A 19,303-nucleotide genomic window follows, 5' to 3' on the forward strand; every position below is an offset into this window, starting at 1 on the left:
CGGCCTGCAGGATCAACTGATGGCGCTGCGCTGGGTCAAGGCCAACATCGCCGGCTTTGGCGGCGACCCCGATAACGTCACCGTGTTCGGCGAATCCGCCGGCGCCATGGCCGTCGGCATCCTGATGGCCTCGCCGCTTGCACATGGACTGTTTCACAAGGCCATTGGACAGAGCGGCGCGTTCTGGGATGGCAAGCACGGCCCGCTCCAGGGCTTTGAAGAAGCCCGCGCGCGGGGTCTGTCTTTTGCCCGGCAACAGGGCAACGGGTCCATCGCAGCTTTGCGCAGCATGCCGGCCGATCGGTTGAATGCAGCCGCGCCGTGGAGTTTCAGGACCAGCCCGGTCGTGACAGCCTTCTCGCCGAGTATCGATGGTCATGTTGTGCCTGATGTGCCCGCGCGGCGCTTCCTGCGCGGCGAACAGATGCACATCCCGCTGCTGGCGGGCTGGAATGCGGCCGAAGAGTTTCCTTTCCGTTCGCAGTCACCGCCCGATCAATCGGCGCAAGCCTTTCTCGCCGCGGCCGAGGCGATGTTCGGCAGGGAGCGCATGGCCGATTTCCTGAAGGTCTACCCCGCGGCGACCGACGCGGAGGCCAGGACTTCCGCGGCGGCGCTTAACGGCGACTATGTGGTCGGCGAGCAATGCTGGCAGTGGCTACGATTGCATCGGCGCGGGGGACGCGCGCCGGTCTACGGCTATCACTTCAGCTATACCTCGCACTACACGCCGATCGCCTCGCACGTCACTGAAATTCCGTTCGTGTTCGGCACCCTGACACCGCAACAGGTGATCGGCAGCTCAGCACCGCCGGCCGAACAGGACCGCGCTCTGGCGCGGACCATGATGAGCTATTGGGTGAATTTCGCGGCGCACGGGGACCCGAACGGATCGGGCCTGCCAGCTTGGCCCGCCTATGACGAGAAGGACGTCGTGCAGATCCTGGGCACGCCGATCGAAGCCCGCCCCAATCCGCAAGCCGCCCGCTTCCGCTTCCTCGCCAGTTTCAGGCAGGACGGCATTTTGCCGATGCGCTGGCGGGAGCTGCCGTAGGCGGCCTCACTCGCCCGCCATCAGCTGCTTCGCCAGCGCCATGTAGGCCGGCAGCGTCACGGGATCGTTGGCGGCGTTGCCCGCTGCGGGGTGCGAGGCGTAGCGCGCGATCACCATCTCGGCCTTGGGATCGACGTAGATGCCCTGGCCGTGGACGCCGCGCGCCATGTAAGCGCCGTGAGCGTTGTGCGTGACCCACCATTGATTGCGATAGGACGCGCCGGGCAGCGTGGTGTAACCGGCGGGCTTGAATTTCTCGGGATCGCCGCCGCGCGCGATGTCCTCGACAACAGATGAAGGCACGATCTGCCGGCCGTTGAAGCGGCCGTGATTGCGCATGGTCTCGCCGAAGCGGGCGAGATCGCGCAAGGTGGTGGAGAGGCCGCCGCCACCGCTTTCGGTGCCGATGCGATCGACGTGGTAATGCGCGTCCTCCTCCGCGCCGATCGGCTGCCAGATGCGCTCGGACAGCAGATCGGACAAGCTCATGCCGCTGACGCGCCGGATGATCCAGGCCAGCACGTCTGTGTTGACGGTCTTGTAGGCAAAGGTCTTGCCGTGCTCGCCCTGCTTCTTCTGCGCCATCAGAAATTCGAAGATGGTGGTCGGGCCGTCGTAGTCAGGCGGAATCGGTGCCATGCCGTTCGCCCGCCGCAGCCCCCAGACGTGAGAGTTCTTGTCGGTATAGACCTCCGTGTATTCGAGCCCGGTGGTCATATCCATGGCCTCGTGCACGCGCGCATCGCCGAAGGCGCTGGCCTTCAGCTCCGGCACATACTCCGTGACAGGCGCCTGCGGATCGATCTTGCCCTCGGCGACCAGAATGCCGGCGAGCACGCCCGTGAACGACTTCGTCACCGACATCGCGATATGCGGCTTGTGCGGCTTCAAAGCGCCGAAATAGCGCTCATAGATCAGCCTGCCCCGATGCAGCACGACGATGCCGTCGGTGTAGGTCTCCTCGAGCATCTTCGCGAACGTCATGGGCCGGCCGTCCATCGTGGTCGAGGCGGAGGCGCCGATGTCATGGTCTTGGCGCGGCAGCACCGATGCAGGCCCCGCCCCGCGCCAGACGTTCACGGTCGGCACCAGCTGGCGGATGTTGCTCCATGCCCAGCGCAGCTCGGGGAAGCTGCGGAACGAGCCGTTCTGGAAGGAGATGGTGCGGTTTTCCGGTGGCGGGAAGCCCTTCATCCAGCCGAGTGTTTCGGGATCGGTTTCGGCGGCGGTCGCGGGCGACTGACTCGGGGTGATGGCGGCGGACATGAATATTGGGCTCCGGAAGCGAACGACGGGGTCTCGTATCATGGCGATACGTGGCGAACATCCAATCTTTGCGCCGAGGTGACCGTCGCCGCGCGCTTGGCGGGTTCGTCGTCAGGTCAGGCGCACCGACATGCCGCCATCCACCGTCATGGGGCTGCCGGTCATGAACGATGCCCGGTCGCTCAGGAGAAAAACCGCCGCCTGCGCGATCTCCTTGGGACTGGCCATCCGCTTCATCGGGTGGAGCCCGGCGATGAAATTCAAGGCGTCGGGATTTCCCTCGCCTGCCGCCGGGGTGACGGTCCCTCCAGGCAGAAGCGCGTTGACGCGAATGCCTTCGGCCGCATGGTTGGCGCCCAGTGATTGAGCCAGGCCGATCAGTCCTGCCTTCGAGGCTGCGTACGCCGCCATTCCCGGCAGGCCCCCGTTGCTGAAGCCAACGAAGGACGAGGTAAAGACGATCGAGCCGCCGCCCTGCTTGCGCAGTGCCGGGATTTGCGCCCTCGCGCTGAGGAACGCCGAGGTGAGGTTCACCGCAAGCACATCGGTCCAGTTTTCGACGCTCATCTCGGGCACCGGCGTCATGTCGCCGACGATGCCAGCATTGTTGAAGGCGCCGTCGAGCTTTCCGAAAGTCTTGACGGCGTGCTCCACAAGGCGGGCTGCATAGCCGGTGTCCCGAACATCGCCGGCGAGAAACGTCGCGCGCCCTCCGGCGCTCTTGATGCTGGCAACAACGGCCTGCAGCTCGGGGCCGCGACGCGCCCCGAGCACCACATCGGCGCCTTCGGACGCGAACAATGATGCTGCGGCAGCACCGATACCGCTGCTGGCGCCGGTTACGATGATCGTCTTGTTTGCCAGTTCCACCGTGAGACTCTCCTGATGTCAAAAAAGGAGCCGAACAAGACATCAGGCACCAGCGAGCTGCCACCCGTTTCCCGAGTTGAACGCGGGATCATATCGGCGGACTTGATCGGGGAATGGCGGCCTGTCGGTTTCCGTGATCGGAAGCAACAGGCGCCGTCAGCGGACGCTACTTCAGCGGCAGAACAACGTCCGCGACGGTCTCATGCTCCGGCACCTCCGGGAACAAGCTCAGCCGCTGGCAATAGATCGGGAAGTCGCGCGCTTCTTCGCCGCTGGCGGGAAGCCAGTCGCGATAAAGGAAGAGCGCGGCCGGCTCGAGATTGTCGGTGTAGCCGACGACGCGCAGCACCGCGCAGCGTCCGCCGGGGATCTCGCCGGCCTTGATCTCTTCGCCGTTCGCCGCGATCGGCTGGTCGGTCCCGACGCAGAGGTCCGTGCTGTACGCGGCCGGCGAGGCAGGACGCCGCTCGGAGCGCCAGACCGTGAAGGTCGGACTTGTCCTGGGGTGCAGGTTCGCCGCCTTGCGCCACGCGATGAAGCGCTGGATCGTGGCGGGAAGCGTCGCCGGGTCGCCGCGATGCTCCATGATCGCCACCTTGGTGGCTTGCACATCGCGGATCGTCACGTCGTCGGTGGTAAAGGTCTTCTGCATGAGCTTGCTCCTCGCATTGTCGAGAGGCCCGAAGGCCGCAAGCCACGGCTCCCAGTCGGGAGACTTCCGGAACGACGACGGCGATTGCCCGAACCGTTGCCGAAAGGCGCGGGCGAAGGCATCCGGTGCATCGTAACCGGCATCCATCGCAATCTCCGTGACATCAAGGGCGTCCACAAAGGCCAGTTGATGCGAAGCGCGCTTCATGCGGGCCAGCTGGACATAGCGATGCACTGATAATCCGAAGGTTGCCGAGAACTGCCGGTGGAAATGAAATTTTGAGAAAGCCGCAACAGCACTCACCGTGTCCAGATCCAGATCATCGTCGAGATGCCGGTCGATATGATCAAGCACCCGTCGCATCCGGTCCTGATAGTTTTGCAGCGCCGCCTTCATCGTCCCTCCTCCGTGGCGGCTCCATCTAGTCGCTGACGGCCATGACACGCTCGACCGATCTTGCGGTTTGGCCGAGTCTGGCCAATCCCAGTTCGAATGACCACGCCGATTGCAAGCACCTTCCTCTCCGCGCTAAACTGTCGGAACCCCTTGACCCACAAGTGGGCGTTCCCCTTCGAGCCGACTTCCCGAACATGCACGAACTGACGCCCGACTTCGAACGCTTCATCCGCGATCTCGAGGACTTCAATCATGGCTGATGCGGTCAGCGGCCATCCGGGCTGCGGCTTCGGGGAATTCTCATTCGCAAACGGAATCCAAGCATGAATGCAACTCTATCCATCGTCGTCCTGGCTGCCGAGCTCCTCATCAGCGCGTTGGGTGCGTTCGTGTCAATTGCCGCGCTCGGCTTCGCGGGAGAGGTCACGCGATCCAGGGATTTGACCGCCTTTGGCTGGGTCCTGGGGGCGCTTTACTTCATTGTCGCCTTTACGCCGCTCGTCGCAACCGCATGGGTGGCGCACAGAAGGTTTGTTTCAGACAAAGCATTCCCGGTGCTGGAAGTCATTTCGTCGCCGTATCTGGTGCCGGTGGTGCTGTGGGTTGGCGCAGCGATTTTCTGCATTGGGCTGTTGGCATTTCAAAACGGCGCGGGGCTGGCGCCGCGGTAGGGAGACGCGAAGCGATACCCTCCAGGCACCGCGCAGGCGTCCACGAGGATGGCGGCATCAAGGTATCAAAGAGCGCTGGGACGATCGATGTCGAATACGTCGATCTGTCGGTCCTGGAACAGATCCTCCAGCGCTTCGGGCCCGTTCGCCAGCGCGTAGTCCCGCTCGGCGTCGGAAATAGGCAGCACCTGCAGCCAGGCGACGGACTTGGCCGAGAAGGACTGTGTTTCAAGGTTCCACAAAAACGGAGAGATGAGCATGGCGTGCTTCATGTCACGCCTTGCGCCATACAGTTCCAGGGCTCGCGGAATGACGACGCCGGGCAAGGGTGTGATCTCGGCCTTCTTGATGCTGAAAGCGCAGGTCGCGATCATGTTGGCGCCCTCGGCGCATTCCGTCGCCAGAGCCAGCAGAATCTCGATGCCCAGGGCCTTGTCGCCGGACGTCAGGCCTGTCTTCGCATCAGAGAGCGCGAGGCTGACATAGGTGGAAACGCCTCCTGCCGGGACGTTCTTGATGATCATGATATCGACGTCGCAGACGTGGGCATCATCCCAATATTTCGTAACCGTCGGTGAGCCCTGCGTAACATCTCTCAAATAGCGGGCGAGAGATTTGTTGTCTTCCGAAACCGCCATGGCTCCTCACGTCAAAATCCGAGGTCGTCGGCAGTCATATCTTCACCGCGATGACTGCGACCATACGATCGCCGCTCTGGCCTCTCGTGGGACGTCGGTATAGACGGGGCCGGTGGTCATATCCATGACTTCGTTCACGCGCGCATCGCCAAAAGGCGCTGGCCTTTAGCTCCGGCACAGCCGCGCATCCAGCCGCTTGCAGACGCACCAGTGTTGACATCGCCGAAAGTGTGTAATAGCGATGGTTACACACCAACGAGATCATCATGCCGACCAGCACCCGCTTCGCCGTTGCCGTCCATATCCTCACCGGACTTGCCGTGAGCGAGGGAAAGCCGCTGCGGTCCGAGGATCTCGCCTGGTCGGCAAACACCGGTGCCGTCGTCATCCGCGGGCTGTTGTCCCGCCTGAGCGATGCCGGGCTGACGCGTTCGCAGCTCGGAGCGGGTGGCGGCTCCTTGCTGGCAAAACCGGCGAAGAAGATACGGCTGCTCGATGTCTATGCGGCGGTCGAGGACACCGAGCTGTTTTCGCTGCACCGGACCCCGCCCTGCGAGAGTTGCGCGGTCGGCGGCAACATCATTGCAGCGATACAACCCGCCCTCGATCGGGCGCGCAAAGCGCTCGAGGCTGAACTCGCAAAAACGACAGTGGCGGATGTTGCAGCCGAGGTGGCGCGATTGGGCAAGTTCTCCATTCCGCTCGCTTGGTAACTTGTTTGCCCGCAAATGTCATCGTGTCATTGACACATAATAACTTCGATGCCGAACGGCATTGATCAGCGACAGCCGACCAGCCTTCGGGGCGCTGGCGGTCCTGATTTTCAAGCCCCTCACCTCACAGGAGTCCATCATGAGTATTGGTATCATCGGTTCTGGCGCCCTCGGCTCGAACCTCGCACGCGCTCTCGCCAAAAAGGGCATCTCGGCCACCATCTCCAACAGCCGCGGACCGGAATCGCTCGCGGCGCTGGTCCAGGAGCTCGGCCCCTTGATCAAGGCCGGCACCGTGGAAGAGGCGGCCGGCGCCGATATCGTCATCGCCGCCGTCCGCTGGACTGATGTGCAGAAGGTGTTCAGCCGCTTGCCGGCCTGGAACGGTCGCATCGTCATCGACGCCACCAACCCGGTGGAATTCCTCGACCCCAACTCGCCGGATGCGAAGGACCCGAGCAATCCGCTCGCGGCTTACGGCATCAAGGCCGTCGATCTCGGCGACAAGCATTCGAGCGACGTCTTCAGCCAGTTCGTTCCGGGCGCCCGCGTAGTCAAGGCATTCAACCATAACGACGTCGCGGCGCTGTCGAATCCGGACGTGGCGGGTGGCCGGCACGTCCTGTTCTATTCGGGCGATGACGCTGCCGCAAAGGCCGAGGTCCGCAAGCTCATCGAAGGCGCCGGCTTCTTCCCGGTCGATCTGGGCTCGCTCGACGTCGGCGGACGATTGGCAACCCTGCCCTTCGGCGCGCTGGCCGCGCACAACTTCATCAAGATCTAGCAGACGCCGGAACGAAAAAGGGGAGCCCGCATGTCGCGGGCTCCCCTCTCCTAGATTCCGACATCATATCGCTGTTACAGGCCGGCAGGCTCCAGCGCCTTCCGCACCATCGCGGTGTCGACATATTGGGTCATGCTGGCGATCTTGCCGTCCTTCACCAGATAGAGATGCGCGAAACTGGCGCGCATGGATTTGCCCGTCGCCTTGTAGGTGCCGGAGTAGACACCGAAGGCGGCGACGCGGTCGCCGTCTTCGAGATAGGTGTGAACATCGGCGCGGTAGCCGGTCCATTCGGTGGCGAGACGCCGGAACACGCCTGATATGATCGCGTCGAGGCCGACATAAGTGCCCGCGTACGGAAAGCCTTCCGCTTCGGTCCATGCGGCATCGGGAGCGAGAGCGGCCAGCAAGTTGCGGCCGTTCTGTTCCGACGACGATCCCTCGTAGGTGGCGCGGATCAGGTCGAGGTTCGCCCCCATCTCAACCCCACTTCATCTCGCCGGTGGCGACCTTGGCGCCGATGTCGAGCGCAACGCCCATGCCGAGGCCGGGGAAGCGCGCCTCCATCGCCGCCTTGAGCGCCACGGAATCCTTGGCCTTGGTCAGCTCTTCGTCGAACGCCTTGAGGTAGGCGATGGTGTGCTCGACCCCGGACAGGTCGGTCTTTGCATCCACCGACAGATGGCCGGGGACGACGACCGCCGGCTTGCGCGCCGCGATCTTTTCGAGATTGGCGATCCAGGCGGCGCGCTGCTCCCTGGTCGGCGTGTCGGCGGTCCAGACATGGACGCCCGAGAAGATCAGCACGCCGCCGAACACCGCGTTGAGCGAGGGCACGAACAGATAGCGCCGGTTGACCAGGCCGTCCGCGCTGACGATCTCGATGGTCTCGCCGTCCACGCTGAGCGTCTTGCCGTCGAACGCTTCGGGAATGACCACATCGGCGAGCACCTGCGGGCCGTTCGCCTTGAGCTGCGGCCCCCAGACGGCAAGCTTCTTTTCGACGCTGGCGTTAATGGCCGCCAATGTTGCGGGCGCCGCGAGCACGCGGGCCTCGGGGAAGACAGCCTTGATCGCGCCGAGGCTGAAATAATAATCCGGGTCCGACTGGCTGATGTAGATCGTGGTGAGCTTCTTGCCGGTGGCCTTGATGGCGTCGGCGACAGCCTTGCCATCGGGCAGCGTGAAGCCGCCATCGATCAGCACGGCTTCGCTCGGCCCGGACACCAGAACGGGTGCCCGGAAGAAGCCGTTCGGTCCGGCTGGAAAATGCTTCCAGGCTAGCCCGCCGGCGGCATGGCCGAGGCCTGCGGGTGCGAAGAGTGCGGCGGCGCCCGCGGCGAGAGTGGTTTTCATGATGGTTCTCCTTGTGGGCATGTTGGTCTCCTGGTGCTGGTCTGGGATCGCGAAATGAAAGCTGGATGGTCCGGTCTGTGTTGATCGCTGGGCTCAGGCCGCCTTCAGTCCGTCGACGAGGACGTCGAGGCTGCCGAACAGCGCGCTTGCTTGCACGAGGCGGCGATCATGGCCCGTCCCGACAATCAGGGCCGGGACGCCGTTGGCGCCGAACCGGCGCATCTCGGCACGCGCCGCCTCGAGGCGCGCGCGGTAGGCGATGATCAATGCGGTGTCGGGCGTCGCCAGCCGCGCGGCAACCTCAGGCAAATTCATCGCGCGCAGCACGTCCGACAGAACGGACATGTCAGTGCTGTCGCGGCCTTCGACATAGCGGACGAGCTGGAAGGCCTTCAGCGCCGCGAACGCCCGATCAAGCGCCGTGAGCGCGACAGCCGTGAGCGCCAATGTCGCCGGGCCGGAATCGAACAGGCGCGTGCGGTCACCCAGCACATCGCGGCGATAGGCCTCGCTGAACGGCTGGCCGCTCAGGCGCGAAATCCGCTGGTCGTTGCCCCAGGCGTAGGCTGCAAAACCATCGTCCATCGGACGGGCGCCCTCGCCGGCGAACAGACCCGTCGGCGCAAGTTCGACCGCAAAATCCGGTCGGGCGACGAGCTGCTCCAGCAGGGTGGAGGCGCCGTAGCACCAGCCGCAGAGCGGGTCGAACAGGTAGGTGATTTGAATGGGCGCGGACATGGCGATCTCCTTGGACCGCAATGTGGCACGTGCGAATTGGTAGATAAATACCAACAAAACAGACAGAATGTATGTTATAAACTTACAAATAGACCTGACCGGACAGAGCCCATGAACCTGAACCGACTGGCTTATTTCGCAGCCGTCGTGGACACCGGATCGTTCACGCGGGCCGCCGAACGGCTCGGCATCACCAAGGCCGTGGTGAGCCAGCAAGTGGCGCAGCTGGAGCGCGATCTCGGCACCAGCCTGCTGGTGCGCACGACGCGCCGGGTCCATCCGACCGAGGCGGGCCGCATGTTTCATGCGCGCTGCGTCATGATCCTGCGCGAAGCGGAGGATGCCTTCGACGAACTCGCCCAGGCCGCCGCAGCGCCGACCGGCACATTGCGGATCACGGCGCCCAACGATTACGGCACCGCCGTCGTGGTCGCCGTCGTTACGGCCTACGCGGCACGCTATCCCAACTGCCGGGTGGAGTTGACGCTCGAAGATCAGACGGTCGACCTCGCCTCAGGCCAGATCGACATGGCAATCCGTGTCGGCTGGCTGGTCGATTCCAGCCTGCAGGCGCGCAAGATCGGATCGTTCCGGCAATGTCTGGTCGGCGCTCCCGCCTTCACGGATCGGATCGCCGCCGCGCGCGATCCCGACGACCTCGCGACGCTACCGTTCGTCGCCAACATGGCACTGCGCGAGCCACTGCTGTGGCAGTTTTCGCGCGGCGATCTCGATCGACGCGCCGTGCGCCTGCAGGCCAGCATCGCCATCGACACGACGCCGGGCGTGCTCGCGGCCGTGCTCGCCGGCGGCGGCCTTTCGGTGCTGCCGGATTTCCTGGTGGCCGACGATCTCGCGGCGGGTCGCCTCATCCACATCCTGCCGCAATGGCAACTGCCATCCGGCGGCATCCACACCGTGTATCCCGCGGCCCGTTTCCGGCCGCCCAAGGTGATGGCATTTGTGGAGATGCTGATTGCGGCTCAGCGACGGGCAGGTTCGGTCGGGACGGATTAGATGGGGAGAGAACCGGCGGCCGCTGGACCGTCTGCTGTTCTCAAACGAGTTGAGCGCATGTCACCGTAATTCCGTGGCTTTGGTTTACGTACCAACCATGCCCTGCTTGTCGTTGTCAGCTATAGTGTCTCCATAGCTTGCATCGGCCGTGCGGCCGATCGATCGCTATTCCAACATGCCGCTCTGGCGTGTGCCGCTCATTTTAAGCCGTCGTGGTAATGGGTTTATCAAATCGCCCCAATTCACCGCGTACAATCACAGCAGGCACTTTATCGCAGCATTGAACCCAGCGAGTGCGAAGCGCTACACACCCAAGGTGCGACAAATTGGCAGCGAACCATACTGAAACGACATCCCGGCTTCGAAGCGGCTCAGTCCGCAATTTCACGATTCTGGCGTAAAGCTACTGCGCCATTTTGTGCAAACGTTGCCAGCGAGCATCTTGACGAAGATCTGGCGAGGCATCCGCGAGACGCTTCACTATTTCGGCTAGTCCGTAGGGCGAACGCGCACTGTTCTCGTCGATGACCTTGCTCAAAAGTGCCAACGTTGCCAGCGGGTATTTCGCTGTCAGATCAGCTCGGCCGTGTTGGCCGTCGTTTCCGAACTGAAAAACAAAAATATCGGCGTTAGACGAATTTACTAGGAAATCGCTCACGAGTTGGACACCGTCAGGAAAGCGCTCATCGAGATCCTTCAAAAAGAGCACGAGTCTGCGGCTCGTTTCGGCCGTTTGAAACTGCCGATCGCGCGGCCAGACTTTACGGAAAAATGGAACGACAACGCGCTTCCACCCGTCAACCGTCGCTGCGCGTCGACGCAGGAAGGACAGCGTCTCCAACCGCACCGTGCTGCTCGTGCCACGCAGCGCCATGCGGCCTTCATCAGCCGTTATGTAGGGCTTGCCGCCCGGAGCAGCTTCCAAGGCAAGCAGAAGATGCTGTCCCAGACGACCGATGCCATCAGCGGTCCAGCGGCTTGTTCCAGCGATGGCCGCGAGGAAATGCGCGTGCATATCCTTGAACAATGCGTGCGATGCCAGATGGCTCGAGCCCACGAAGCCACTCCAAGCGGCTTCCGCCTCCGGCAGCTGGGGATCAAACAGCGGCAGCAGGAAGCTGCGCGTCCAATGCCGGTCGATTTCATAAAGTTGCTGCAAATTTTGCGCCGCAATGGTCAACGGATGCCAACCACCTTCGTCTGACAAAGCGATAAGCGTCTCGAGACGTTGGCGGATAGCGGTTGGCAAGCCTTGATTGGCTTTGGGCTTACGCTCGTAGAGCGCGACTAGCAAACCCTCCGCTAGATGGCCAGTGGGAGCGTTTATGGCATAGTCAATCCCCATGCGGTTGCTCGGAATCTCGACACCAGCGACGGAGGACTTGCCAAGGCCGCTGCGCATCGCATCGTGGCCGGCATCAGCGAGCGCATCGGTGACCCGATCAAAGAAACGATGCGCGGTTTTACGCTCTAGCCGATCGATGGTGCTGTAGTGAGTCGACAGCCATCTAGTGAGGTCGTAGCGCATCTCCACGATAACGGAGGCCGGAAGATTGGCGCCGGCTCGCGCGACGAGCTTGAGACGGTGCGTAGTAGCGCTCTTGGGCCAATTGTTAAAGAGGCGCGACCAATAGCGTCGCGGGTAATTGCCTCGTCGAGCCTCGAAGTTAAGAACCGCCATGGCCCGCTGCGGATTGGTCGCCACGAGTCCTCGGAATGGATCACGGTCGGTGAAATTCTCAAAGTGGCGCTCTGCCAAGGCATCGCAACGCGCAATCACCTTAGAAACCGGTAGATCCTCGATCGACGTCGGATCCGTTTCTTGTTTCACCCATCCGGTCCGGCTATCGAGACTCGCATCCGCGGTCTTCGCCCAGGCGACCCGCCAGCGCGGATTGGCGCGCTTGAGTTTCGGAAGTTTGGCTCTTGTCGCGGCGCTTAGGGCGAGACGTTGATCTTGCATCCAGATTAAACGTGCCGCAGAAAGGCTCGCTCGGTGTTGGGCGTATTCTTTGTCATCTTCTTCCTGGTATTTTTCGCGGCCTTCGAGTACGGCCTTTTCAATTGCCAAACGATCCCGCTTAGAAAGGTCCGGCCAGCGCGCTCGTAACGCCCAGAGAATTTCGCGAGCATGGTCCGCGTTCCAAAACGACTCTCGCGACATCGCGAGGATGCCTTTACCGACTTCGGCAGGGGTCACAATCCGCGCGTCCGCGAACGCAAACAACCGCAATGGCACGAAAAAACGCACGGCGTCATCCCAACGCCGAAACTCGCGCACAGCAGCTTCCGCATCAACATTCACCAACCGCTTGAACAATTCTGCGAAACAGATGAAGTAGCTTTCTACCTCAGAATAGTGATGCTCGCCGTCTTTGTCCTCGGGATAGAGTGTTGGCAAACGCAAGTGATAGCGTGAGACCTCGCTCTCAAGTGCTGCACCGAGCTCCAAATTGGTGCGCGCGGCCGCCAAGACGGCAGGGAGTGAATCGTCGGGAACGTCCGCGATGCTCTCGATCAGCGTGGGATAGACGACATCGAAATAGCCGATCCGCGTCAGCGTGAGCGCTTCGGCAACGGTTGGCGGAACCGGCGCATAGTGCCAAGAGCGGACAGCCGTCAGCTTTGGTCGCGTCGCAACGACGAAAGCGCGGATCGTGCTCGACGTCCAACCTTCCTTGCGTATTTGCTGAAGGACGTAGTGCCAGCCTTCACGGGCATCGTCTGGCGCCGCTTCACGCGCTTCCAGAACGAGACGCCACGCCTGTCGGACAATTGGATCGAACGCGACATTGTCGCGATCGAGTGTCCAAGACAACTGGTTGTGCAAATGGCTGTGCAGCAGGCCGCGACCGGCCGCCCACCAGACTGTAGTCGGCGAAGTCATGACCGACTGAATCCAACGCGCAAGCTGGAACAGGCGCGCGTTCAATGGAGCGAGCGGCCAATGCGAACCAGAGGCAATGCCCGATTCGCGCGCAACTGGATCGTCCGTCTTCAACGGCCCGAGCAGATCTATTCCCGGCGGACCTTGGTCTCTCCCTTGCGGATCAGGCCGCACCGGGTCGTCATCTAAACCATAGGCCGCAAGGGGATCGATTTCCGGTTTCGGCTCATCATCGTAACTAATAGTGCGGCCAGGTTTGGTGTAACGACACCCGGCGTCGAACACGCACAGCCATTCGGGTGTTGGGGGCGGCACTGCGGACGCGAACGTTTGGGCTCCTTCGGCCGAACTGCACAGGGCGGCGACTTGGCCACGCTCGAATGCTTTTAGCAACTCCGGCCTGGTCTGAGCTAACCCAGCGATGCGCGTACGCCAAGCATCGACATCACGGGCTCGATCCGCCCAAGCGTGGATGCCTTCCCAAAGATGCCGATGATAGTCAGCGGGATCGTACAAAATCGGAGTGACCCCGCGTTCACGCCAATCTAGATCCGAGCGACCAGGATCGTTTGCGGCAAAGGCGTAAAGACGCTGCTCGCGAATGCGACCTGTCACGTGCAGGCCTTCGAGGAGATAGCGGACTGGCGGATCGTCGGCGCTATAACCGAGAAGGACCACAATGTAGCGGTCGAGCAAGTCGCAGACAAATCGAGTGGCCCACGCCTCCGCAAGGTAAGCTCGACCGAAATCGCCGCCGCTTAGAACCAAGCCCAAAATGTTCTCTGCTGGCTTGGCGTTCTTAGCCGGTAGAAGGCCGTGCAGATGCACGACACCATCGAATCCATCGCGCCGTGACAGATCCGGAAAGTTCGGAGGAGCATAGCTGCGAAGATGCGGGTCGGCCTTTTGGAAAAGGCGGTCGAAATTGGTCGTAATAAGTCGGCGACGGCCATCGGGGCCGCGGGCCAAGTCCAGGAGCGCGCGGTGATGTGCTAGATTTGGCTTTCGTGGAATGCTAAGCGATCCGATCACTTCCACCTCAACTTGCGGCGCTCCAAACTGTCGAATAAGGAGCGTGAAGATGCGGTCGAACGAGACCGGCTCATGAAGGTCTTGTACAGCTCCGCCTTCACGAAAGCGCTGCTCCAGCGCAATGAGTCTGCCAGCCGCCGAGTCGGACGGGCACCCTAGACGACTAGCGACATCGCAGGTGAGGCGGAAAAAATCGGGAAGTCCGGCTGGGATGGAAATCCCGGCGCCGCACAGAAACACCACATCGCCCACGTCGCGCGCGTCAAGCAAGACGTTTGGGATGCTTGGTCCATATTCGGTAAAGCGCATGGAATACTCAAGAATCAACAGGGACCAATATACCCGAAGCGACCCTTGATCGCCTCAAATCGCAATCTGGCACTCACAAAACGTGAGGTAGAGTTTATGACTGTTTGGCAGGCATCGCGATCCGGTCCAGGTACTGTTCTTAGACAAAGCTGGACGCCGACTTAGCGACTTGGCTTCAGGTGATAATCGACGGCACAGTTTGAGTTCGCCCCCTGCTTACACTCGATTGCTCCGAAGGCATCGTAACGCATTGATCCATCGAGGAAGATCTTCCGCTGACGACGAAGAACCTTATCCCGAATCCGTCAGAAATTCTCGTTCTTGAATTCATTGGAAAATTTCGTCCATCCACGATTTGCTCGGTTTCACACACTACGGATATCGATTGGTCGATTTTCCCCGGACGCCAACCATCCCCTGCGACCTGCCGCGCCTCACTCACGCGCCACCGACAGCCCCGCCAGCAGCGGCGCGTACGCGGCGAGCCGGCGGGATACGAACTCCGTAAAGAGCCGCACGCGCTTGGTCTTGCGTGTCTCTCCCTGTGTGAGGAGCCAAACCGTTCCGTACATGTGCAACTCGCTGCCCGGCACCCGCACCAGCAGCGGGTCGGCATCGCCGACGAAGCACGGCAGTGTCGTGATCCCGAGCCCTTGCCGGACAGCAACGATCTGCGCCCCGGCGTCCGTGACCCTGAATGGAACGCCCGTGGTGCGGACCTCACCCGCGCTGGCCCAATTTGGGATGCCATGCATGCTGATGACGATCCAGCGGAACGGATCAGGCGCGCCGGCACGCCACGCGGCTAGTCTGTCGCGCGACATGTAGACGGCGCCGAACAGCTCCGGTCCCTTCATGCCGTGAAGATTTTGCGGCAGGGTTTTGCGGTCGTAGACGACGCGGATCGCGACGTCGGCCTCCCGGTTGGTCAGGTTTGCAAGTTCGCCGAACGACAGGACATCCATCTCGATGTCGGGATGCAGACGCGCGAAATCGGCGAAATCAGGCATCAGCAAATGTGTCGCCATCGGCGGCGCCAGCGTCACCCGCAGACGCCCGCGCACGCTCTGGTCGCGCCCGAACACGCGCGTCTCGAGCTGGTGCGACGAGGCTTCCATCTGGTCGGCGAATTCGAGGACCTCCTCGCCCGCAGCGGTCAAGCGGTAGCCCGAAGGCAACTTTTCGAACATCTGGACGGCGAGGCGTTCCTCGAGCTGGGCGATGCGTCGCAGCACGGTCGCGTGGTTCACGCCGAGTTGCTCGGCGGCCGCCCGCACCGAGCCTCCGCGCGCGACGGCCAGAAAGTAGCGAACGTCGTCCCAGTCAATCATGGTGCAATCCCGCACCGCGCGGTGCGCCTTCCGAGCCCTATCCAACGCCTCGTACCGCAGTACGGGCGGTCAACATAGCCCGTTCCGGCAGGCGCAGCCCCTTCCCAACGGCGGACGTCGATCGTCGCCGCTGGCGTCGCTCATCCGGCCGGATCGATTTCGCACCACCGATGTGCGCGCTTCCGCACTCAATGCCTGACGCCGGCGGACCTATCTCGGGGACCTCGGGGGCAGATGCTGTCCCGACCACGACAGGAGAAATTATGGGAAAGCTTGACGGCAAGGTTGCAGTCATCACGGGTGGCGCGACCGGCATCGGGCGCGCCGCGGCAAAGCGCTTCATCGAGGACGGCGCCTTCGTCTTCATCTTCGGCCGCCGACAGCAAGCGCTCGACGCTGCTGTCGCCGCCCTCGGGCCCAATGCCCGCGCGGTGAAGGGCTCGGTCTCGGATGAGGCCGACCTCGACCGGCTCTACGCGGCGGTGAAGGCCGAGCGTGGAGCCCTCGACATCGTCTTCGCCAATGCCGGCGCGGGAAGCCAGCTTGCGCTCGGCAAGATCACCTCCGCGCACATCGACGAAACCTTCGACACCAACGTGAAGGGGACGATCTTCACCGTGCAGAAGGCGCTGCCGCTGATGCGCCGGGGCGGTTCGATCATCCTGACCGGATCGAGCGCGGGCACCACGGGCGCGCCGGCCATGAGCGCCTACAGCGCCAGCAAGGCGGCGGTGCGCAACCTCGCGCGGACCTGGGCGGAGGACCTGAAGGGCAGCGGCATCCGCGTCAACGTGCTGTCGCCCGGGGCGACCGCGACCGAACTCGCGAAGGAAGCGCTGGGCGAGGAAGGCCAGAAGGTGTTCGCCGCGATGACTCCGCTGCAGCGCATGGCCGATCCCGCAGAGATCGGAGCGGTGGCCGCCTTTCTCGCCTCGTCGGACAGCAGCTTCATGACCGCCAGCGAAGTCGCCGTCGACGGCGGCCTGGCGCAACTCTGATCCCGGCGCGGTCCCGCGCCTGGCCCACACACACAACGAAAGAGAAAACATCATGAAAAAACTCGAAGGCAAGATCGCAATCATCACCGGCGGAAGCAGCGGCATTGGGCTGGCCACAGCCAAGCGTTTCGTGGACGAAGGTGCGCATGTCGTGATCACCGGACGACGCGAGAAAGAGTTGAAGGACGCCGCAGCCTTCATCGAGAGAAACGTGACGACGGTCATCGGCGACGTGTCGCGCCTGGACGATCTCGACCGTCTCTACGCCGTCGTGAAAGAGAAACATGGTCACATCGACATTCTCTTCGCGAATGCGGGCGCAGGGACGATCGCACCGCTCGCGATGGCTACCGAGGCCCATTTCGACCAGACCTTCGACGTCAACGTGAAGGGGCTGTTCTTCACCGTGCAGAAGGCCCTCCCCCTCTTTAGGGACGGCGGTTCGATCATCTTGAACTCTTCGGTGTCGAACGTGAAGGGGCTGCCAGGGTTCAGCGTCTACGCCGCGAGCAAGGCGGCGGTGCGCAGCTTCTCGCGCGCCTGGACGCTGGAGCTGAAGGACCGCAAAATCCGCGTCAATACGATGAGCCCCGGGCCAACGGAGACCCCCGCTTTGGAGACGACGACGGGCTTGACCCGCGAGCAAGCCGAGCAAGCCGCCGCCGGATTTGCTTCACAGGTCCCGATGGGTCGCAGGGGCAAGCCGGAGGAAATCGCGGCTGCCGTCACCTTCCTCGCCTGCGATGAAAGTTCCTACATCACCGGCGTGGATCTCGCCGTCGATGGCGGCATGGCGCAGGTCTGACCGCGCCATCGACAGAAGATCGGAGAAACATCATGAGCTACGCAATTATCGGCTTCGGCCATATCGGCCAGGCCCTGGCCAGGGCGTTTGCCCGCAATGGCATCGAAGTATCCGTTGCAACCACGCGCGACCCGGAAAGCTTTGCATCCGCCGCGGCCGCGATCGGACCCACGATCATTCCCAAAAGACTGGCGGACGCCGTCAAGGCGGACATCATCTTTTTGGCGGTCCGTTTCGAGTCGCACCAGGATGTCGCGAAGGCGCTGCCCACCTGGCAGGGCAAGACCATCGTCGATGTGACCAATGCCTACGGCGTGCCCCCTGAGAAACTCGGAGGACAACCTTCGTCCAAGGCCCTCGCGCAAGCCTTCACCGGCGGTCGACTGGTCAAGGGCTTCAACCATTTGGGTGCTGCCGTGCTTGCCCAGGATCCTGCCGTCCATAGTGGCAGGAGAGTCGTGTTCCTGGCGAGCGACGATGACGCTGCCGCAGCGGAAATCGGCGCGCTTGCGGACAGTCTCGGCTTCGCGCCGATCAAACTTGGCGGGCTTGCGGAAGGCGGACTGCTGGTGCAGGCGCGCGGAAACAGCTGGGGCCACCTGATCTTCAAGGATCTGGTCAAGTTCGACTGACGAACACGGGGACACGAAGCATCCGATCGGATCGAGTGCGATCCGATCGGAGCGAAATGGAGAAATCCCATGAGCATCGAGAAAAACATCCAGACCGTGAAGGACTTCTTCGCCGCGATCGGCCACGGCGACAGAGAGGCTCTGCTGGCGCTGATCAGTGCGGACATCGAGTGGATCATCCCCGGCGAGGACTGGCCGCTGGCCGGAACGCATCGCGGGCACGACGGGGTGACGGATCTGCTGGAGACGGCATCCAAGTCGATCGAAACGTCCACGGAACCCCGCGAGTTCGTCGCGCAAGGAGACCGGGTCCTGGTCGTCGGATTCGCAAAGGGAAAGATCAAAGCCACGAACAAGATTTTCGAGGACGACTGGGTCTTCGCCATCACCATTCGAAACGGCAAACTGACGAGCATCCGGGAATACGTCGACACGCAGGCACTGGCGCGGGCCGCGCGCGTGTCGAATGCCCAAGCTTGAAGGAGATCTCGATGTACGATCAATCCAAGCTAGCCGAGCTGATTCAATTTGCACGAATAGGTGCGGGATCCACCGTCATCGACGTTTACCCGGGCGACGGCGACTGGACCCGTCTCTTCTCCGGCATCGTGGGAGGCGAAGGACGGGTTGACAGCTTCGTGCCGGCCGAAGTCGCCCACTTCAAGAACGATCCGCTCGGTCGCATCCAGACGCTTGCAAGGGAGCCGGGTCGAGAGAACGTCGAAGCCGTCTCGGCGGACCTCGTGGCCATGCCGCAGGCCACGCAGCCAGCGGACGTGCTGTGGCTGCACCTGTTCTACCACGATCTCCACACCGCACTGATCCAGGCTAGGGGCGCGACGGCGGCCCAGTTCAATCACGCCGTCTACGAGCGGCTGAAGCCCGGCGGGTGCTACGTCATCGTCGACCACGCCGCCGCGCTCGGCGCGGGCACGCGCGACGCCCAATCGCTGCATCGGATCGAGCCTGCATCCGTTCGCAAGGAGGTGGAGGCGGCCGGCTTCGTCCTGGACGCGGAAAGCACCCTGCTCGCGAACAAGGACGACCCGCACACGATCAAGGTGTTTGATCCCGCCATCAAGGGCAAGACCGATCGCTTCGCCTATCGGTTCGTGAAGCCGTGATGCCTTCCCCGCGAAAGCAGCGCGCGACCC

Annotated in this window: 19 protein-coding genes; 10 read left to right on the plus strand and 9 right to left on the minus strand. The window is 62.6% G+C overall.

All coding sequences use genetic code 11. From position 1 onward, the window contains the following. Window positions 1-1,054 (plus strand): carboxylesterase family protein (locus tag AC0L3U_RS21255; protein ID WP_473363069.1); only part of this gene is annotated, 1,054 nt, incomplete at its 5' end. Window positions 1,055-1,060: 6 nt separating this feature from the next. Here AC0L3U_RS21255 and AC0L3U_RS21260 read toward each other — a convergent pair. From AC0L3U_RS21260 to AC0L3U_RS21270, 3 genes are all read right to left on the minus strand, one after another. Next, window positions 1,061-2,320 carry a serine hydrolase domain-containing protein gene (locus AC0L3U_RS21260; RefSeq protein ID WP_473363070.1) on the minus strand — a complete coding sequence of 420 codons (1,260 nt, stop codon included), beginning with the start codon at window positions 2,318-2,320 and terminating at the stop codon, window positions 1,061-1,063. A gap of 111 nt (window positions 2,321-2,431) precedes the next feature. After that, on the minus strand, window positions 2,432-3,190 hold the full coding sequence (locus tag AC0L3U_RS21265) for an SDR family oxidoreductase (protein ID WP_473363071.1): 759 nt from the start codon (window positions 3,188-3,190) through the stop codon (window positions 2,432-2,434). A gap of 166 nt (window positions 3,191-3,356) precedes the next feature. Continuing rightward, window positions 3,357-4,238, minus strand: coding sequence for an AraC family transcriptional regulator (locus AC0L3U_RS21270; RefSeq protein WP_473363072.1), 882 nt, complete (start codon window positions 4,236-4,238; stop codon window positions 3,357-3,359). A gap of 323 nt (window positions 4,239-4,561) precedes the next feature. Here AC0L3U_RS21270 and AC0L3U_RS21275 point away from each other — a divergent pair, with 323 nt between their 5' ends. Further along, on the plus strand, window positions 4,562-4,909 hold the full coding sequence (locus tag AC0L3U_RS21275) for a hypothetical protein (protein WP_473287192.1): 348 nt from the start codon (window positions 4,562-4,564) through the stop codon (window positions 4,907-4,909). 65 nt (window positions 4,910-4,974) lie between these two features. On the opposite strand, the gene AC0L3U_RS21280 is transcribed toward AC0L3U_RS21275, so the two are convergent. Further along, complete coding sequence (locus AC0L3U_RS21280; protein WP_473363073.1) at window positions 4,975-5,547, minus strand: suppressor of fused domain protein; 573 nt, start codon at window positions 5,545-5,547, stop codon at window positions 4,975-4,977. Window positions 5,548-5,813: 266 nt separating this feature from the next. Between AC0L3U_RS21280 and AC0L3U_RS21285 the strand changes: the two genes are divergently transcribed. Together AC0L3U_RS21285 and AC0L3U_RS21290 are read left to right on the plus strand one after the other, a co-directional pair. Further along, window positions 5,814-6,260 carry an Rrf2 family transcriptional regulator gene (locus AC0L3U_RS21285; protein ID WP_219683236.1) on the plus strand — a complete coding sequence of 149 codons (447 nt, stop codon included), beginning with the start codon at window positions 5,814-5,816 and terminating at the stop codon, window positions 6,258-6,260. 139 nt (window positions 6,261-6,399) lie between these two features. After that, the gene (locus tag AC0L3U_RS21290) at window positions 6,400-7,044 is read left to right on the plus strand and encodes an NADPH-dependent F420 reductase (protein ID WP_473363074.1); all 645 of its coding nucleotides are present in this window, start codon (window positions 6,400-6,402) and stop codon (window positions 7,042-7,044) included. Between the two features lie 74 nt (window positions 7,045-7,118). On the opposite strand, the gene AC0L3U_RS21295 is transcribed toward AC0L3U_RS21290, so the two are convergent. The 3 genes from AC0L3U_RS21295 to AC0L3U_RS21305 form a co-directional block, all read right to left on the minus strand. Further along, window positions 7,119-7,523: a nuclear transport factor 2 family protein gene (locus AC0L3U_RS21295; protein WP_473363075.1), complete on the minus strand. Its 405-nt coding sequence runs from the start codon at window positions 7,521-7,523 to the stop codon at window positions 7,119-7,121. Window position 7,524: 1 nt separating this feature from the next. Beyond that, entirely contained in the window at window positions 7,525-8,421 is an 897-nt protein-coding gene (locus AC0L3U_RS21300; protein ID WP_473363076.1) for an MBL fold metallo-hydrolase, read from the minus strand. A gap of 72 nt (window positions 8,422-8,493) precedes the next feature. After that, a complete protein-coding gene (locus AC0L3U_RS21305; protein ID WP_473363077.1) occupies window positions 8,494-9,138 on the minus strand; it encodes a DsbA family protein in 645 nt (214 codons plus the stop codon). Window positions 9,139-9,249: 111 nt separating this feature from the next. Here AC0L3U_RS21305 and AC0L3U_RS21310 point away from each other — a divergent pair, with 111 nt between their 5' ends. Then, complete coding sequence (locus tag AC0L3U_RS21310; protein ID WP_473363078.1) at window positions 9,250-10,155, plus strand: LysR family transcriptional regulator; 906 nt, start codon at window positions 9,250-9,252, stop codon at window positions 10,153-10,155. Window positions 10,156-10,558: 403 nt separating this feature from the next. Here AC0L3U_RS21310 and AC0L3U_RS21315 read toward each other — a convergent pair whose 3' ends face one another. Next, a complete protein-coding gene (locus AC0L3U_RS21315; protein ID WP_473363079.1) occupies window positions 10,559-14,401 on the minus strand; it encodes an SIR2 family protein in 3,843 nt (1,280 codons plus the stop codon). 416 nt (window positions 14,402-14,817) lie between these two features. Further along, on the minus strand, window positions 14,818-15,714 hold the full coding sequence (locus AC0L3U_RS21320; protein WP_473363080.1) for a LysR family transcriptional regulator: 897 nt from the start codon (window positions 15,712-15,714) through the stop codon (window positions 14,818-14,820). 263 nt (window positions 15,715-15,977) lie between these two features. On the opposite strand from AC0L3U_RS21320, the gene AC0L3U_RS21325 reads away from it, so the two are divergent. From AC0L3U_RS21325 to AC0L3U_RS21345, 5 genes are all read left to right on the plus strand, one after another. Then, window positions 15,978-16,712: an SDR family NAD(P)-dependent oxidoreductase gene (locus AC0L3U_RS21325; RefSeq protein ID WP_473363081.1), complete on the plus strand. Its 735-nt coding sequence runs from the start codon at window positions 15,978-15,980 to the stop codon at window positions 16,710-16,712. Window positions 16,713-16,764: 52 nt separating this feature from the next. After that, window positions 16,765-17,517, plus strand: a complete 753-nt coding sequence (locus AC0L3U_RS21330; protein WP_473363082.1) for an SDR family NAD(P)-dependent oxidoreductase — start codon at window positions 16,765-16,767, stop codon at window positions 17,515-17,517. A gap of 32 nt (window positions 17,518-17,549) precedes the next feature. Beyond that, window positions 17,550-18,149 (plus strand): NADPH-dependent F420 reductase, encoded by a 600-nt coding sequence (locus tag AC0L3U_RS21335; protein ID WP_473363083.1) that lies wholly within the window; start codon window positions 17,550-17,552, stop codon window positions 18,147-18,149. 69 nt (window positions 18,150-18,218) lie between these two features. Continuing rightward, on the plus strand, window positions 18,219-18,629 hold the full coding sequence (locus AC0L3U_RS21340) for a nuclear transport factor 2 family protein (protein WP_473363084.1): 411 nt from the start codon (window positions 18,219-18,221) through the stop codon (window positions 18,627-18,629). Window positions 18,630-18,640: 11 nt separating this feature from the next. After that, complete coding sequence (locus AC0L3U_RS21345) at window positions 18,641-19,273, plus strand: class I SAM-dependent methyltransferase (protein WP_473363085.1); 633 nt, start codon at window positions 18,641-18,643, stop codon at window positions 19,271-19,273. The last annotated feature ends 30 nt before the right edge of the window (window positions 19,274-19,303 follow it).

It is taken from the genome of Bradyrhizobium sp. Kon69, assembly GCF_055807515.1.

Coding starts and splice junctions, on each gene's coding strand:
- AC0L3U_RS21260 (WP_473363070.1), bottom strand. CDS start 2,320: ATGTCCGCCGCCATCACCCCGAGTCAGTCGCCCGCGACCGCCGCCGAA.
- AC0L3U_RS21270 (WP_473363072.1), bottom strand. CDS start 4,238: ATGAAGGCGGCGCTGCAAAACTATCAGGACCGGATGCGACGGGTGCTT.
- AC0L3U_RS21275 (WP_473287192.1), top strand. CDS start 4,562: ATGAATGCAACTCTATCCATCGTCGTCCTGGCTGCCGAGCTCCTCATC.
- AC0L3U_RS21280 (WP_473363073.1), bottom strand. CDS start 5,547: ATGGCGGTTTCGGAAGACAACAAATCTCTCGCCCGCTATTTGAGAGAT.
- AC0L3U_RS21285 (WP_219683236.1), top strand. CDS start 5,814: ATGCCGACCAGCACCCGCTTCGCCGTTGCCGTCCATATCCTCACCGGA.
- AC0L3U_RS21290 (WP_473363074.1), top strand. CDS start 6,400: ATGAGTATTGGTATCATCGGTTCTGGCGCCCTCGGCTCGAACCTCGCA.
- AC0L3U_RS21295 (WP_473363075.1), bottom strand. CDS start 7,523: ATGGGGGCGAACCTCGACCTGATCCGCGCCACCTACGAGGGATCGTCG.
- AC0L3U_RS21300 (WP_473363076.1), bottom strand. CDS start 8,421: ATGCCCACAAGGAGAACCATCATGAAAACCACTCTCGCCGCGGGCGCC.
- AC0L3U_RS21305 (WP_473363077.1), bottom strand. CDS start 9,138: ATGTCCGCGCCCATTCAAATCACCTACCTGTTCGACCCGCTCTGCGGC.
- AC0L3U_RS21310 (WP_473363078.1), top strand. CDS start 9,250: ATGAACCTGAACCGACTGGCTTATTTCGCAGCCGTCGTGGACACCGGA.
- AC0L3U_RS21320 (WP_473363080.1), bottom strand. CDS start 15,714: ATGATTGACTGGGACGACGTTCGCTACTTTCTGGCCGTCGCGCGCGGA.
- AC0L3U_RS21325 (WP_473363081.1), top strand. CDS start 15,978: ATGGGAAAGCTTGACGGCAAGGTTGCAGTCATCACGGGTGGCGCGACC.
- AC0L3U_RS21330 (WP_473363082.1), top strand. CDS start 16,765: ATGAAAAAACTCGAAGGCAAGATCGCAATCATCACCGGCGGAAGCAGC.
- AC0L3U_RS21335 (WP_473363083.1), top strand. CDS start 17,550: ATGAGCTACGCAATTATCGGCTTCGGCCATATCGGCCAGGCCCTGGCC.
- AC0L3U_RS21340 (WP_473363084.1), top strand. CDS start 18,219: ATGAGCATCGAGAAAAACATCCAGACCGTGAAGGACTTCTTCGCCGCG.
- AC0L3U_RS21345 (WP_473363085.1), top strand. CDS start 18,641: ATGTACGATCAATCCAAGCTAGCCGAGCTGATTCAATTTGCACGAATA.